Annotated in this window: 13 protein-coding genes; 8 read left to right on the forward strand and 5 right to left on the reverse strand. The window is 62.6% G+C overall.

The window, feature by feature from the left end; translation table 11 throughout:
- Nucleotides 1–56 precede the first annotated feature (56 nt).
- Nucleotides 57–806, forward strand: a complete 750-nt coding sequence (locus U5782_RS25610) for a TetR/AcrR family transcriptional regulator (RefSeq protein WP_322046693.1) — start codon at nucleotides 57–59, stop codon at nucleotides 804–806.
- Between the two features lie 71 nt (nucleotides 807–877).
- Nucleotides 878–1,888 carry a DUF2891 domain-containing protein gene (locus U5782_RS25615; RefSeq protein ID WP_322046694.1) on the forward strand — a complete coding sequence of 337 codons (1,011 nt, stop codon included), beginning with the start codon at nucleotides 878–880 and terminating at the stop codon, nucleotides 1,886–1,888.
- Here U5782_RS25615 and U5782_RS25620 read toward each other — a convergent pair.
- Genes U5782_RS25620 through U5782_RS25635 form a run of 4 tightly spaced genes read right to left on the reverse strand, consistent with a single transcriptional unit; the run spans nucleotide 1,885 to nucleotide 6,475 of the window.
- Nucleotides 1,885–3,378: a chemotaxis protein CheW gene (locus U5782_RS25620; protein WP_322046695.1), complete on the reverse strand. Its 1,494-nt coding sequence runs from the start codon at nucleotides 3,376–3,378 to the stop codon at nucleotides 1,885–1,887. The genes U5782_RS25615 and U5782_RS25620 overlap by 4 nt on opposite strands.
- 42 nt (nucleotides 3,379–3,420) lie before the next feature.
- Nucleotides 3,421–3,921, reverse strand: a complete 501-nt coding sequence (locus U5782_RS25625; protein ID WP_322046696.1) for a chemotaxis protein CheD — start codon at nucleotides 3,919–3,921, stop codon at nucleotides 3,421–3,423.
- On the reverse strand, nucleotides 3,908–4,759 hold the full coding sequence (locus U5782_RS25630; RefSeq protein ID WP_322046697.1) for a protein-glutamate O-methyltransferase CheR: 852 nt from the start codon (nucleotides 4,757–4,759) through the stop codon (nucleotides 3,908–3,910). Before U5782_RS25630 ends, U5782_RS25625 begins: the two co-directional genes overlap by 14 nt.
- An 18-nt stretch (nucleotides 4,760–4,777) precedes the next feature.
- A complete protein-coding gene (locus U5782_RS25635) occupies nucleotides 4,778–6,475 on the reverse strand; it encodes a methyl-accepting chemotaxis protein (protein WP_322046698.1) in 1,698 nt (565 codons plus the stop codon).
- Nucleotides 6,476–6,828: 353 nt separating this feature from the next.
- Between U5782_RS25635 and U5782_RS25640 the strand changes: the two genes are divergently transcribed.
- The 3 genes from U5782_RS25640 (at nucleotide 6,829) to U5782_RS25650 (ending at nucleotide 8,200) form a co-directional block, all read left to right on the forward strand.
- Nucleotides 6,829–7,029: a hypothetical protein gene (locus U5782_RS25640; RefSeq protein ID WP_322046699.1), complete on the forward strand. Its 201-nt coding sequence runs from the start codon at nucleotides 6,829–6,831 to the stop codon at nucleotides 7,027–7,029.
- Between the two features lie 229 nt (nucleotides 7,030–7,258).
- Entirely contained in the window at nucleotides 7,259–7,651 is a 393-nt protein-coding gene (locus U5782_RS25645; protein ID WP_322046700.1) for a hypothetical protein, read from the forward strand.
- 21 nt (nucleotides 7,652–7,672) lie between these two features.
- On the forward strand, nucleotides 7,673–8,200 hold the full coding sequence (locus U5782_RS25650) for a YMGG-like glycine zipper-containing protein (protein WP_322046701.1): 528 nt from the start codon (nucleotides 7,673–7,675) through the stop codon (nucleotides 8,198–8,200).
- A gap of 73 nt (nucleotides 8,201–8,273) precedes the next feature.
- Here U5782_RS25650 and U5782_RS25655 read toward each other — a convergent pair whose 3' ends face one another.
- A complete protein-coding gene (locus tag U5782_RS25655) occupies nucleotides 8,274–11,504 on the reverse strand; it encodes a transglycosylase domain-containing protein (protein ID WP_322046702.1) in 3,231 nt (1,076 codons plus the stop codon).
- Nucleotides 11,505–11,792: 288 nt separating this feature from the next.
- Here U5782_RS25655 and U5782_RS25660 point away from each other — a divergent pair, with 288 nt between their 5' ends.
- The 3 genes from U5782_RS25660 (at nucleotide 11,793) to U5782_RS25670 (ending at nucleotide 14,088) form a co-directional block, all read left to right on the forward strand.
- Nucleotides 11,793–12,125, forward strand: a complete 333-nt coding sequence (locus U5782_RS25660) for a hypothetical protein (protein ID WP_322046703.1) — start codon at nucleotides 11,793–11,795, stop codon at nucleotides 12,123–12,125.
- Between the two features lie 299 nt (nucleotides 12,126–12,424).
- On the forward strand, nucleotides 12,425–12,637 hold the full coding sequence (locus U5782_RS25665) for a hypothetical protein (protein WP_322046753.1): 213 nt from the start codon (nucleotides 12,425–12,427) through the stop codon (nucleotides 12,635–12,637).
- A gap of 779 nt (nucleotides 12,638–13,416) precedes the next feature.
- Entirely contained in the window at nucleotides 13,417–14,088 is a 672-nt protein-coding gene (locus U5782_RS25670) for a hypothetical protein (RefSeq protein WP_322046704.1), read from the forward strand.
- Nucleotides 14,089–14,176 lie beyond the last annotated feature (88 nt).

The raw sequence follows: 14,176 nt of genomic DNA on the forward strand, positions 1-14,176 counted from the left end.
GATGAAGATGGTGCATAATCGGCACGAATCCCGCCTTGAACTGAAGCGAACTCAGAATGTCAGCCGCCCCCAATACCTTCCTGCCCGCCTCGCGCCGCGAACCCGCCGGGCGCAAGTCCCAGCAGCGCGTGAAGGAGATTCTCGAAGCGGGCCGCGACGTGTTCTCCGAAAAGGGTTACACACGCGCCACGACGGCTGAGATCGCCCAGCGCCTGGGCATTTCCGAAGCCACGGTGTTCAGCTATTTCCGCGGCAAGCGCGAACTGTGCGCACGCGTGATCGGCGATTGGTATGACGAATCGATCGAGGCGATCGAGTCCGGTTTGCCGCGCGATGGCACCGTACGCCAGCAATTCGCCTTCATCGTGCGCATGCATCTGCAATTGATGCTGGAGAGCGGCACCGGCATCTGCGAACTGGTGCTGTCCGAGGGGCGCACGCGCCACCATGACCTGAGCGACGCATTGATGGAGATGCAGCGGCGCTACACCGCGCCGCTCATGCGCGTGCTCGCGCGCGGTCAGGAATGCGGGCAGATTCGCAACGACATGCCGCTGCGCCTCTTGCGCTCGCTCGTGTTCGGGCCGATGGAGCACGTACTGTGGGACGCGACGCTCGGCAACCGCCGCACCGATATCGACGCCACAGCCGAACAACTCGCCGACGTGCTGTGGAGCGCCCTGCAACCGCCCAATCTGGAACTCGCGGCGCTCGCGCAATTCAGCCAGGACGTGGGCGAAGCGATGCAGCGTCTCGCGCGCGAGCGCGCGCCGCGCAAAGGCGGCGTGCAGGCGGCGCACGAATGAGGCGTCGCGCGGGCGCTTCGCGTTGAAATCGCGCTAAGCTGGCTGGTGTTCCCGCACTCGCGTTAGCCGCCATGCCCAGCACGCTCACTGCCCCGCTTGCCTCTCGCTTCGCCTCGCTCGCACTGGCGCATCTCACGCGCGAATATCCGAACAAACTCACGCATTCGCTCGCCGGGCCGCAGGATGTGCAGAGGCCACGCGCGCTGCATCCCGTGTTTTACGGCAGCTACGACTGGCATTCGTGCGTGCACGGCTATTGGCTCGTCGCGCATCTGCTGGCGCGTTTTCCCGATCTGGCCGAAGCGCCACACATCGTCGGCGTGTTCGATGCGCATTTCACCGATGAAAACATGGCAGGCGAGCGTGCGTATCTCGACCTGCCGCACAATCGTGGCTTCGAGCGGCCTTATGGCTGGGCGTGGCTGCTTGCGCTCGCGGCGCAACTGCACGGCATGACCACGCCCGAAGCGTCGCGGTGGTCGCGTACGCTCGCGCCGCTCACCGAGACTTTCGTCGAGCGTTTCGAAGAATTCTTGCCGAAGGCGACGTATCCGCTGCGCGTGGGCACCCATTTCAATACGGCGTTCGCGCTCACGCTCGCGCTGGATTTCGCGCGGCAGACCTCGCGCGATACCCTGGCACAACTGATCGAAAAAACGGCGCGGCACTGGCACGAAGGCGATGCGGCTTGCCAGGCCTGGGAGCCGTCGGGCGATGAATTCCTCTCGCCTGCGTTGATGGAAGCGGTCTTGATGAGCCGCGTGATGGCGGCCGACGAATTTGCCGCATGGTTCACGCGCTTTCTGCCAGGTCTGGCGGCGCGCGAGCCCGCCACGCTCTTTTTGCCCGCCACGGTCACCGACCGCAGCGACGGCAAGATCGCGCACCTGGACGGCCTGAACCTCAGCCGCGCCTGGTGCCAGCGCACGCTGGCACACGTGCTGCCTGCGCAAGACCCACGCGCGAGCGTGCTACGCGAAGCCGCGCAAATCCACCTGGACGCCGCGCTCCCGCACGTGGCGGGCGATTACATGGGCGAGCACTGGCTCGCCACCTTCGCTACGCTGGCACTGGAAGCCTAGGCGGCCGCCGCCTCCAGCGCCACGCGCTCGCACAGCGAAACGGGATCGAGCAGCATCAACGTGCCCTGCCCCGGCAATTCCACCGCCTCGCGCATGTCGCTGCGCACGTGCGAGCCCGCGCCGCGCGTGAGCATCGCGGGCATCGTGAGTTGCGCGCCGCCCTTGATCGTGACGATGTCCTCGACCGAATCCACCAGCAGGCCGTATTTTTCGCCGTGGTGCTCGACAATCAGGATCTTCGCGCGCGCAAGATCTTCGTAGGGCGGCATTGCGTACATCGCGCGCACGTCGATCACCGTCACGATCACGCCGCGCAGATTCAACACCCCGCGCACGAAGGCGGGCAGACCCGGCGTTTTCACGACATCGTCGCGGTAGTCGATCACTTCGCGCAATTCGGCAATCCGCACGCCGATCAACTGGCCGATGCGGAACGTCACGAGCGTCTGGCGCATGCCGTTGCCGCGCTTTTGCGCCGCACTCGCGGCTTCGGTGGCTTTGCGATAGAGATCGCGATGGCCTGCCGCTACTGACGCGATGCGCGGGTTCTCATAAAGCGCGTCGGCGCTGACGAGCAGCACGCCCGCCGCGCTTTCAGCGGCAAGATAGCCCGAAAACAGCGAGCGATGCGTCACGCCGTAAGTCGGCATCGGCAGCAGTTGGTCCTCGCGATACGCCACGATGCTCGCCACCTCATCCACGAGCAGTCCGAAATAAAGCTCGTCGCGGTGCAGCACGATGACCCGTCGATCGTCCGCGACGACTTCGTAATCGGGCGCATGCGCAAAGCCCAGGAAGCGTCCGAAGTCGAGCACCGGCACGGTCGCGCCCCGCAGATTGAGCATGCCGATACAGAGATCGTCCGCGAACGGAGAGTGCTGTAGCGCGGGCACGCGAATGATTTCCTGGATTGACTCCATCGGCAACGCAAGCGCCGTACCGCCCACCTTGAACGAAACGTTCTGGCGGCGCTGGCCTTGCTGCGCACGCCGTTCGGTTGCGCGTGCAACGGGCTCGGCCAGATGCGGAACGTCGCGCAACTGGAGCAGCGCCGCCGCGGACAGCACCTGCAAAATGCGCTCGCCGCCATCGAGCTTGAGCACCGCGCCAATCGCCGAAGGCGCGCTCCCCTCCACCATTTCGATGTCGATTACCTGATCTTTCGGCACACGCAGAATTTCGCCGGTGGCGTCGAACTGCAGGCCCACGCGCGCATTCGCCGTTTCGACGATGGCGATCTTGCGCACGCCCGTCGCGCCTTCCGCAGGCAGATTCAGTAGCTGGCGCAAATCGACCACCGGAATCAGCGTGCCGCGCAGATTGAATAGCCCGAGCAGATACGGCGGCGCGAGCGGCACGGGCGTGAGCGTGCCGGGATGGTTGACCACTTCCTGGAGCGCGGTGACGGGCAGCGCGAGCTCCGTGCCGGCCAGATGAAACGATCCGTATAGCTCGAGCGGGCCGCCACCGGCCAGCGAACGATGATTCATCGTGAAGCTCCGTCCTTTGAGCGTTATGCAGCGAATGCGTCGTCAGGCAGGGCGCGAAAAGCGGCGCACCGCGTAATGCGGCTGTTCGCGGTCGATGGTGAGCTGCCTGCCGCATTCGCCGCCCACGTCCATGTGGACGACGCGCACGCCCGCGTCCGCCAGCACCTGTTGCGCCATGCGCACGTTGAGTTCGCCAATCGGCTCGTGCAGCGTGGTGCGATGCTGCATCATGTTGGCACCGCCCGCGAGCACGGCTTCGATCTCGCCGTCCGGCGCGGCTTCGGCGCCCATCATCGAAATCAGCGCGGGCAAGGCATCGATCACGTACTTGGCGCCGTTGCCGAGCTGCGCCCCAGGCACGGCGTAACGCGTATGCCCCACCGGCTGCGGCAGCAGGCAATGCGCCAGTCCGAACGTGCCGCGCGCACGCCACAGCAAGCCGATCCCCACGCACGAACCCAGCGTCGCGCGTAAGACCCGGGTGTCGCTGCCGCTGCTCACCGCGATCTCGCACATCTTCACTTGCACGTCATGCTGGCTCATGATCGCGCTCCTCACGGTGATGACCGTTGCGATAGATGAGCGGCTGCTCGAACGTGAAGCCAGTCGCCACGCGGCTTAGCGACTCCGATTCACCCACGATCAGGATCGCGTCGGGTTTCATCGCGCGACGCACGTTCGTCAGCACCGCTTGCTGTCCGTCGAGATCGAAATAGATCAGCACGTTGCGTAGCAGGACCAGGTCGAACTGGCCCAGATCGCGCGGCACCGCATAGAGGTTGTGCTGCCGGAACGAGACATGGGTGCGTAGCGCATCGTTGACGGTGGCCTGCGCGCCTTCGCTGCGGAACCACTTCTGCAATAGCGCGGGATGCTGCTGGCGCAGGCCTTCGATGCTGCGCCCTTGATAGCTGCCCGCCCGCGCACTGGCCAGAATGCCATCCGAGATATCCGTACCGACGATGGCATAGCGAAACGCCGGTTCGCGGGCGCGAAACTCCTCGCACAACATGGCCGTGGTCCAGGCTTCTTCGCCGCTCGACGCCGCGGCCGACCACACGCGCAGCGGCGTACCCGCGTGCTTCGCCTGCCATTGCGGCAGGAACGATTGCGCGAGATAGTCCCAGATCCTTGGCGTGCGAAAAAACGAGGTCTCGTTGGTCGTCACGAGGTCGATGAAATCGCGCACTTCGTCGGCGCTCGTGTCGAGCACCTGCAAATAGTCGCGATAGTCCGGCAATCCCAACGCCATCACCCGGCGACGCAGACGGCCCTTGAGCATGGTCCATTTGCGCTCGTTCATGGCGATGCCCGTGTGACGGCGCACCTGTTCGATCAATGCGCGCTGCACCGATGCTTCGACATCCTTATCGATATCCATTGCCCTGCTCCCTGCGCGTCAAACCACGAAGCGCGCCACCGTCTTGTCGAGGCCTTCGGCGCCGCCCTTGAGGGAGGCGGCCGCACGGGCGATGGTGTCGCAGGCGCCCGCGGACTTCTCGGTCTCCTCGGCCACCTGCTGGATCGCGGCGGCCACTTCACGCGCGGCGATCAGTTGTTCGTCCGCGCCGCAGGAGATTTCGGAGATGGCCTGGGTGGTGCGGCTCACGCCGCTGAGGATGCGCTCGAACGCTTCGCCGGCCTGCTTGGAGATTTCGCTGCCCTGGGCCACGCGTTTGACCGACTCGTTGATGAGCTTGGAGATTTCCTTGGTCGCCTGCGAGGAGCGCTCGGCGAGCTTGCGCACTTCGTCGGCCACCACCGAAAAGCCCAGGCCGTGCTCGCCCGCGCGCGCCGCTTCGATTGCCGCGTTGAAGGCAAGCAGATTGGTCTGGCTGGCGATTTCGCCGATCACCTTGATGATTTCGCCGATGTCTTCCGACGAACGGTTGATGAGCTCCATCGCCTCGATCGAACGCGTGACGGCCTTCGAGCCGCGCTCCGCTTCCTGCTGGGTGTCCTTGGCGAGCTGGTCGGCGCCGCGCGAGTTGTCGGCGATCGAATTGATCGAGGCGGTCAGTTCCTCGATCGACGCGTTCATTTCCTCGACCGTCGCGCCGAGCAGTTGCGCGCCACCCGCGACGGTGTCCGCGCGCGCCGCGATGTCCTGCGACGAATCCTTGAAGGTGCCCGCCGATTCCACCACCTTGCCGATCACGCCCGACAGGTCGCTCATCATGCTCTTGATGCCGGCCGCAAGCTGGTCGATCGGGTCGTCGCCCTGCACATCCACCTGGCCGCTCAAATCGCCGGACGCGGCCTTGCGCACCACGTCGAGCAGCTTTTCGACCTTGCGTTGATCCTCTTCGGCGCGGCGCTTCACGCTCTCTTCGAGCTCGACCTGCGCGGTCACGTCGTTGGCGAACTTGACGACTTTGTAGAGCCGACCGTTCACGTCGAAGATCGGGTTGTAGGTCGCCTGGATCCACACCACACGGCCACCTTTACCGATGCGCTTGTAGCGGCCCATGTCGTATTCGCCGCGATTGAGCTTGGCCCAGAACTCACGGTACTCGGGGCTGGCCGCGAGCGCTTCCTCGCAGAACATGCGGTGATGTTTGCCCTGGATTTCGTCGAGGCGATAACCGAGCGTATTGAGGAAATTGTCGTTCGCCTTCAGCACGATGCCGTTCGTGTCGAATTCGATCACGGCCTGCGCCTTGTCGATCGCACGCAGCCGTCCTTCGGATTCGGCGTGCTGCTGCTTGGCCTCGGTGATGTCGGTGGCGAACTTGATGATCTTGTAGGGACGGCCTGCCTTGTCCAGCACCGGGTTGTACGAGGCGTTGATCCAGATCTCGCGGCCGTCGCGCGCGACGCGCCGGTATTCGCCACGATCGAACTCGCCACGGCCCAGGCGCTCCCAGAACCGACGGTACTCATCCCCGCGCACATAATCAGGATCACAGAACATTCGGTGGTGCTTGCCGCGCACTTCTTCCAGCGTGTAGCCGAGCGTCTTCAGAAAATTGTCGTTGGCATGCAGGATGATGCCCTGAAGATCGAACTCGATCACGGCCTGCACCCGGTTCAGGGCGGCGCTCACCGCGCTCAGCTCGACTATTTCGAGCTCACGGTCCGGCGTCGAATGTTCCATCGTCTTCCCTCGTAGTTGTGGTTGCACGGGATATGCCCTTTTTGGTGCACTCCAGCGCAGTGCCTGCATTTCGCAAGCGCTCTCTCAGTAGTTTTTTTTGAAGCGTTTTAAAACATCCGTTTCTTTTAATTCGAACCGGATCGCAAGCGGTAAATACGCGCGCCTATGCGCGTCGAATTCTCCGCCAGTAATTCGGCTTCCCCTACTTTCGCTATATCGGCCCTGGTGTGTAGCGGGTTGACTAGGGGTTTACGCTGAGGCAAACGTTTTTCTTCTGGCGATTTTTGATGACCACACAAAACGATTTTTATTCGCTTTCAAAATAATTTTTCAACCTCGCACACGATGAAAATATGAGCGACAAGATCGCGCGTGCCGCGAGATTTTTTATGTTGTCATTGAAATTCATCGACTGTAGTTTTATAAGCCAGCACTCTGTCATGCCATCTTCAGCCCGTTTTGACGAATCTGTTACTCCATATTGTCTAAATATTACAAGACTGCGTCTGGAACGCCGAAGCATCGCTCCCCGTGATTTGTACGAAGCCGGCTGATCGCGACATGAAGCCCACGCTTGCCCGCTGATCATGGCCGATAGATGCCCTCGAGAAACGGCGCGCCCACGCACACTCTTTCGCTTGTAACAACTCGAAAAAACGGCGCAACTCCCGTAATTGCCTTGGCCCCCACAATGACTTAGCGTTGGAAGATGCAAGGGCACGACCGTGCGGGGCACCATCCCGCCAGCAGGCATGCCCGAACCCATCCGCTCTGGAGAACGTTGTGAGAAGGTCGAAATTGATACTCGGGGTCGCCGTAGCTGCCATTGCCTGCGCAAGCGGTGCGGCGCAGGCGGCACGCGTGGGGGTGTTCATCGGCGGCGGCGTGCCTTACTACTACCCGCTCGCGCCCGCGCCCTATTACTACGGACCGCCGCCCTATTACGGCCCGCCGCCTGTGATCGTCGCGCCGCCGCCCGACGCGCCCGACTATGTCGAGCAAGGGCAGCCGCAAGCCGCCGCAGGCGCCTACCAGCAAGGCCCGGCCGACACGCAGGGCGCTGGCGACAGCGACACCTGGTACTACTGCGACGCCTCCAAAACTTATTACCCGTACGTGAAGCAGTGCTCGTCGGGCTGGCGCTCGGTGCCTGCCCAACCGGCGCCTTCGAACTGATTTGACGAGATCGAGCCGCACATGAAAAAGACTTGTTTCGCGCTGCTCGCCGCGGCGGGCCTCCTGAGCGCGTGCGCCGTGGTGCCGACCGGGCCAAGCGTGATGGCCTTGCCGGGCACCGGCAAAACCTTCGACCAGTTCCGCAATGACGACTACAGCTGCCGCCAGTTCGCCTTCCAGCAAGTAGGCGGGGCGAACACCAACCAGGCGGTGACCAACTCGGCGGTAGGCAGCGCCGTGGTGGGTACGGCGCTCGGCGCAGCTGCTGGCGCGGCGTTCGGCGGCGGTCAGGGCGCGGCCATCGGTGCGGGCGCGGGCCTGCTCGCGGGCAGCGCCGTCGGCATGGGCAACACGCAGGGTTCGGCGTGGGACGTGCAGCGCCGCTACGACTACGCGTACCTCCAGTGCATGTACGCGAACGGCAACCGCATTCCGGTCGCGGGCCGCATGCAGACGCAGCAGCCGTATCAGACCTCCCAGCCGCAGCAGCGCTATCTGCCGCCTCCGCCGCCGGGGTCCGCTCCCCCGCCGCCTGCCGGCGCGTACTGATGTAAAAAGGCCTGAACACCAAATAGCGTTCAGGCCTTTTGTTATTGCGGCGAAGACTGCGCCCGAAAGACCGCTATTTACCCATCGACACCTTCATCGACGTTTCGGCATCCGAATAAAATCCCGGTACCGTGCTGGTCCAGCCCGGGTTGGCGGCGCGCGCGAACTGCGTCCAGCTCACCTGCTGCGTCGCGCCCGTTTCCGTGTCGATCAGCGTCACCTTTTGCGCGTCGCCGCCGGCCTTGAGCTTGCCATTCGGCGTGCTCTTGTCTTCCAGCAGCGGCTGCAACACCGGCGCCAGCGACTTCAGCAACTGCACCGAAAGCGCGCTCGTGAACGTGTAGCGCGCTGCGTACGGCTCGTGCACCCAGGCGGTCAGCGTGCCGTAGAAGCGATTGCCGATCACGAACACGAACGTCGCGCTGCGATTCACCTTGCGCGATTCGATCAGGCGCGCGCCCGGCGCGTAGACGTTGAAGCGCTGGTCGCCCGTGCCCGTCTTGCCGTAGACCGGCAGCATCTTGCCGTCGGGCATCGGCATGCCGTCGGCGAGTCGTTTGGCCGTGCCGCCCTCCACCACCGAACTCAACAGTTCGCGCACCACCTTGGCGATCTGCGGCGAAATCAGCGGCTGCGGCGGCGTGGACGTATGCACGAAGCGCGTTTCGTAAGGCGTGCCGCGCGCGAAGTCGAGCGATTCGAAGCTATGCGTCGGCAGCTTTTCGCCGTCGCTCGACACGAGGCCGATCAGGTAGGCCAGCGCCGCCGGACGGTCGCCCGATGCGCCGATCGCCGCGCCATACGACGGCGTGATGTTGTCGAACGGATAGCCGAGCGCACGCCACGACTTGCCGATCGCGTCATAAGCCTGAAGCTCGATCATGCGGCGGATGCGGCGATCCTGAGTGGCGTGGTAACGCGTCTTGAAGAGCCACTTGTAGGTGTAAAGACGCACGTCGCGGCTCTGCTGCTGCACCTGCGCGAGCGTTGCGTCCGGATGGGCGCGCATATAGTTGAGCAGCCACAGTTCGAGCGGATGGATACCCGAGATATAGCCGCGATCGTTGAGGTTGAATTTGTCGATCGCGTATTTGTCGTAGTACTTCGCCAGATCTTCGTCGTCGAGCCACTGGAACTTGGTGTTCTTGAGCTGCGCGCGCATCAACTGGTTGAACAGCGCGGGCTTGATGTCCGGGTCCACGCTGCGCAGCACCGTCGCGATACGCGCCGGGCCCTTGCGCGTGTGCTGGAGCAGCAGCGCGATCGCCTCGTCGTTGGTCTTGCCCTGATAGCGCGTGTAGAAGCGCTTCATATACACCTGGCTTTCACCGTCGACGAACTGCGTCAGATAGCGATTGCGCGCGACGGGATCCTCGAGCCACGTCGACGGCTGCCCCGAGGTCTGGATCATCTCGTAGTGGACGATGTCGCGCATCAGCCGCACGAACACGAGATTCACCGAGTGCTGGAACGCACGCTGCAAGGTGAGGATCTGCCCGTTGTCGCTCGACTCGAAGTTGTTGAAACTCTGGGCGCCGCCGCCGGTGTAGAAGGTCTCGCCCGGATTCGCCGAATATTTGCGCTGCACGGCTTCTTCGAGCATCGCTTCGATCGAACGATCAGACGTCTTCGAGAGATAGTCGATCGCCCAGCGCGTGAGCGCGTCGCTCGGATCGACCTGCGGGAGCATCGCGCGCAGGGTCTTGGCATCCTCGTTTGCGTACTTGTCGTGCAACGCGGTAACGATCTGCAAATAGGTGATGAGCGTGCGCAGCTTTGCCGTCGAGCCCAGATTCAAACGCGCGCCCGAATTGATGTCGAACGGCTGGTTGACGCTGTCCGTCTGCACGCGCACGAGATTTTCGCCATTGCGACGCTCGAACAGCGTGAAGCTGTAGGCGATCTTCGAGGGGTCGTCGGACGGACGCAGCATCTCGAAGCCCACGAGTCCGGCTTCGCGCGCGCCGTCCTTGGTCGAGGCATCGGCGAGACGGTCGCTCACGGCCTGTTGCACGGAATCGTCGAGCGTGGCCGTGGCGGTGAGATCGAGGCGATCGAGGTCGTAGAGCGTCTTCAGGCCGAGCGCCTGCATCAACTGCGTGCGCAGCGTGAGCACCGCCTTGCGGTCCACATAGGAAGCCGCCGTGCGCGGCGCGGGCTTCGAGCGGTCGAGCGTGAGCTGGGTCGCGAGCGCGGCGTCGCGCAGGGCGGGCGTGATCACGCCGCCGCTTGCGAGCAGACGCAGATAGCTGTCCGTGAGTTTGGCGAGCGCGTCGTTGTTCTTTTGCAGGAAATACGAGGGCGCACGTTGCGCGATCAGGAGCGAGAGCACCTGGCGGAACGCGAGCGCCTGTTCATCGAGCGTGTCACTCGACACCGGTTCGCTCAGGATGCGATTCACATCGCGGAAATCGCGCCCGTACCAGGCCGCGAGGCCGTCTCCAATGCCGCTCACTTCGCCAATGCCCGCCTTGGCCGACAGGGGCACAGAATTCAGGTAGTGAATCAGGATCTGCTGGCGCGCGGGCATCGTCTGCGGGCCGTCCAGATACGCACGCACCGAAGCCGATGCGATCTGGCGCAGCTTCTCCGGCGGCGTAGCCGTGCGACCGCCCGCCGAGTGGCGGAACTTCTCGATCTGCGTGGCGAGCGTGCTGCCGCCTGGCGTTTGCTGATGGCGATTGAAAACGCGCACGCCCTGGTCGACCAGCGCGCGGCTAAAGCGTCCCCAGTCGATCGCCGGATTGCGGTTCGGCTGATCGGCGGCGAGCAGATATTTGTCCTCGATGAAGAGCAGCGAATCACGCACGAGCGGCGGGATGGTTTCGAAGTTCTCGTAGACGCGCTGCGGGTAGCGCGTGTGGAACAGCGTTGCGCCGTTGGCATCGCGCAGCACGATGCCGGCCTGGTCTTTTTCCTCGTAGGGCAGGAAGAGACCGTCCTCGGCAAGCTGGATCATGCGTTCCGAATCGCGGGCCTGAGCGGCGATGGTGAAGCCGCGCTGCGCGAGCCGGTCGGTGAACGTCGGCATCTGCGCATAGCCGAGGCGCACGTCGTAGGGTCCGCTGGTCGTGGGGAAACGTACGTTGTGACTCGGCCCGCTTTCGACTGTGAAGCCGATGTCGCGCGTGAGTTCGGAGAGATAGCGTGCCTGTAGCCGGGATGTGTCGATCTCGATCTGGACGATGCGCGCCAATATGACAATGGCGGCCAGAAACGCGACGACGAAACCCCACTTGATCCACCGCCAGATCGAACCGGCACCGGTGGCGCGAACAGGAATACGGACCGACGGGCGGCTCATGGTTATTCTCCCTGACGTCGCGTCAGATCGCGGAGTACACCTCTGGAAGATAGTCTATCTTGCCTGGTTCGTTCGTGTGCGCTCGTGACGCACCATCAGAACAACAGTCGCATGCCCGCAACACCCGTGCCCGCACAATCCACCATGCATGCGCCATTTTTCCGTTCAGGGCCGCCAGGCGCGCAACAATCGCGACTTGAACGTGGGAGATCCGACGCCGGCATGCGACGTGCTGCCGATATAATCTTTGGCTCTCCGGCCCTCAGCGGCCCACGCTACAGGAGCAATATGAAGAAGCTTGTCGTGCCCCTTGCCTTTTCGCTCACGCTCGGCGCGTGCGCCTGGTTCCAGAGCAACCCGGATTCGGGCCAGCCTGTCATCGATTCCACGACCAACCGGTCGGTTCGCGATGTGATCTCGTGCCTGACCGTGGAAGCCACGCGGCATAACTCGAGCTTCGGCACCACCGCCTTGCCGCAAGGCGAGATGCTCGACTTCGGCGACTCGAACGTGATCAAGGTGCGCGCGGACAACGGCACGACCACGTATCGCTTCTACGCCGGCAAGCGCCACGCCGCGAACCTCTGGATCGAAGGCGCGAGCAAGACCTGCGCGCCCTGATCGCGCTGCACTGACTGACACTGATCGATCGTCATTTGGCTTATGTAATCAAGGCGTTGCGTCATCTGAAAGACACATTGGCGCAAGCCCGATTACATCGGCTTACGTGCAGTAACTCCATGTAGTATGGCGACACATTTTCGCGGGCGGGTTTTAAGAATCGTTTAAGTCTTCGTCCGCATCATCGCGTCACCCATAAAGAAACGCAGCAGGAGGTGCCCGTGTACTGGACAGGTTCGAAGCAACCCGCAACAAAAGAAGCAAGCAGCGAGAAGACCACCAAGCCCGCGAAGCGCACGATCCTGCGCCGCCTGCTGAGCCATCATGAACTGGCCACGCTGCTGGTGCTGCTGCATGCCCCTATCGACGCGCACGCCAAGCCCGAGCTTTCCACCTTGCAGGAAGCCGGTCTGGTTGAGCAGGTGCCCGGCGACGCCGTGGCAGGCGCCGCTCAGATTCGTCTGACGCCCGAGGGCAACGCAGTCTTGCAGGGGCTCGGCCTCGCACGCTAACGTCACGCAAAGCCACGCGCGAATCACCCGCAGCGGGCACGAATCGTAAAACGGCGGCACGCAAAGGCGTGCCGCCGTTTTTTTACGCCCCGTTTTTACCGCCCGCTGGACGGTAGTGCCCAGACGGCGCGATCAAGCCGCCTCGCGCCCGCGCGGCACATGCCGAAACGGTGCGACCCTAAATAGATCGCAGTCAATCAGCGCTCAGCGCGTCTCCCAGAATACTCAAATGTTTAATTCACAGCCGCGCATCGCGCTTCGATGAAAATCACCCACAGTATCGTTGCAGCACCGGCATTCGAAGCTGGCAATCCCACCGTTGCAAGCGCAACTGTAGAGTCCGCAGCCTTCGCACCCGGCCCGCTCTCCTCTTTTGATCAGACTAAAGATTTCTGAGCGCTGACCGATAAGCCGCTCAGAGAATCGAATGCTGTCCGTGCCGTTGCTATCGCCCACTTTGGCCAAACGCACCTCGAATACACGACTTTAAAGCGCATTCATCTCAGTCTTATAGCGGCCGCTTAAACCGGGAAAACACTGATCGTTGATTCAGTCGTTTTAACTACATTAAAAACGTGACCGTCATTCCATACGCTTCATAGCCATCCCTGGTCAACACAGCCAGAAGTTTTTACGCCACGGCTAGCACGATTGCTTCGTATGCTTTCTCACAGACGCACTGGCTTGGCGTTCTTATCTTGATCCTTAGCTTTAAAGGCGTTTTATCCGCGCCATAAAACAACGCACGCGATAACAGTAGTTTCCCTGGGGGTGGGGTCATGGGAACAAAAAAATCCAATCTTCGATGGCCTATTCTTTTATTAATAGGATTCCTAAGTTCTAGCTCGGACGCACAGGAAGTATTTCTCCAGGGAGGCACACAGGGAGTTGGCATCGGCGGGGCCATTGCGATCGCATCGATGGCGGGAATTCGCGCAGACTTCAACGCGTTCAGCCTCCATCACGACTTTACGATCGCAGGCATCCGCTACAAGGATGACCTCGATCTGAGGCAAGGCGGCGTCTACCTTGACCTGTTCCCGTTTCGCGACAGTGGATTCCGGATAGCGGTAGGCGCGCGCTTCAACGGCGATCAACTGACCGGTACGTCGACGCCAACGAATGGCACGTACTTCTTCGACGGCAGAACGTACCGGGCACGCCCGGGCGAATATGCGGTCGCGGAAGTCCGCTACCCGACCGTCATGCCGTACCTCGGTATCGGCTACGGCCATCATCAGGTGACGAAAGGATTCGGATTCTTCGCGGACCTGGGCGTGGCCTATGGCGTACCCAATGCGTCCTACACTCTGTCGCCCAAGTTGATACAAATGGCCGGCCCTGCGATGAGCCAGCAGATAGCGAGCCAGGGGCTCAGCGAACTACAGGCGAAAGTCTCGCCGTACCGCTGGTATCCGGTCGTTCAGATCGGCGTGTCGTACCACTTTTGACGAGCGGCAAATCCCGACTGGCGGGAGCATTAAAACGGCGGCACGCAAAAGCGTGCCGCCGTTTTTGTGTGCCTTCGTTGCCAGCCCG

This window comes from Paraburkholderia sp. J67 (assembly GCF_905220265.1).
GTDB lineage: Bacteria > Pseudomonadota > Gammaproteobacteria > Burkholderiales > Burkholderiaceae > Paraburkholderia.

Excerpts from the sequence above, each read along its gene's own strand:
- U5782_RS25650 (WP_322046701.1), top strand. The coding sequence starts at position 7,673 with ATGAAAAAGACTTGTTTCGCGCTGCTCGCCGCGGCGGGCCTCCTGAGC.
- U5782_RS25615 (WP_322046694.1), top strand. The coding sequence starts at position 878 with ATGCCCAGCACGCTCACTGCCCCGCTTGCCTCTCGCTTCGCCTCGCTC.
- U5782_RS25625 (WP_322046696.1), bottom strand. The coding sequence starts at position 3,921 with ATGAGCCAGCATGACGTGCAAGTGAAGATGTGCGAGATCGCGGTGAGC.
- U5782_RS25670 (WP_322046704.1), top strand. The coding sequence starts at position 13,417 with ATGGGAACAAAAAAATCCAATCTTCGATGGCCTATTCTTTTATTAATA.
- U5782_RS25640 (WP_322046699.1), top strand. The coding sequence starts at position 6,829 with ATGAGCGACAAGATCGCGCGTGCCGCGAGATTTTTTATGTTGTCATTG.
- U5782_RS25660 (WP_322046703.1), top strand. The coding sequence starts at position 11,793 with ATGAAGAAGCTTGTCGTGCCCCTTGCCTTTTCGCTCACGCTCGGCGCG.
- U5782_RS25630 (WP_322046697.1), bottom strand. The coding sequence starts at position 4,759 with ATGGATATCGATAAGGATGTCGAAGCATCGGTGCAGCGCGCATTGATC.
- U5782_RS25610 (WP_322046693.1), top strand. The coding sequence starts at position 57 with ATGTCAGCCGCCCCCAATACCTTCCTGCCCGCCTCGCGCCGCGAACCC.
- U5782_RS25635 (WP_322046698.1), bottom strand. The coding sequence starts at position 6,475 with ATGGAACATTCGACGCCGGACCGTGAGCTCGAAATAGTCGAGCTGAGC.
- U5782_RS25655 (WP_322046702.1), bottom strand. The coding sequence starts at position 11,504 with ATGAGCCGCCCGTCGGTCCGTATTCCTGTTCGCGCCACCGGTGCCGGT.
- U5782_RS25620 (WP_322046695.1), bottom strand. The coding sequence starts at position 3,378 with ATGAATCATCGTTCGCTGGCCGGTGGCGGCCCGCTCGAGCTATACGGA.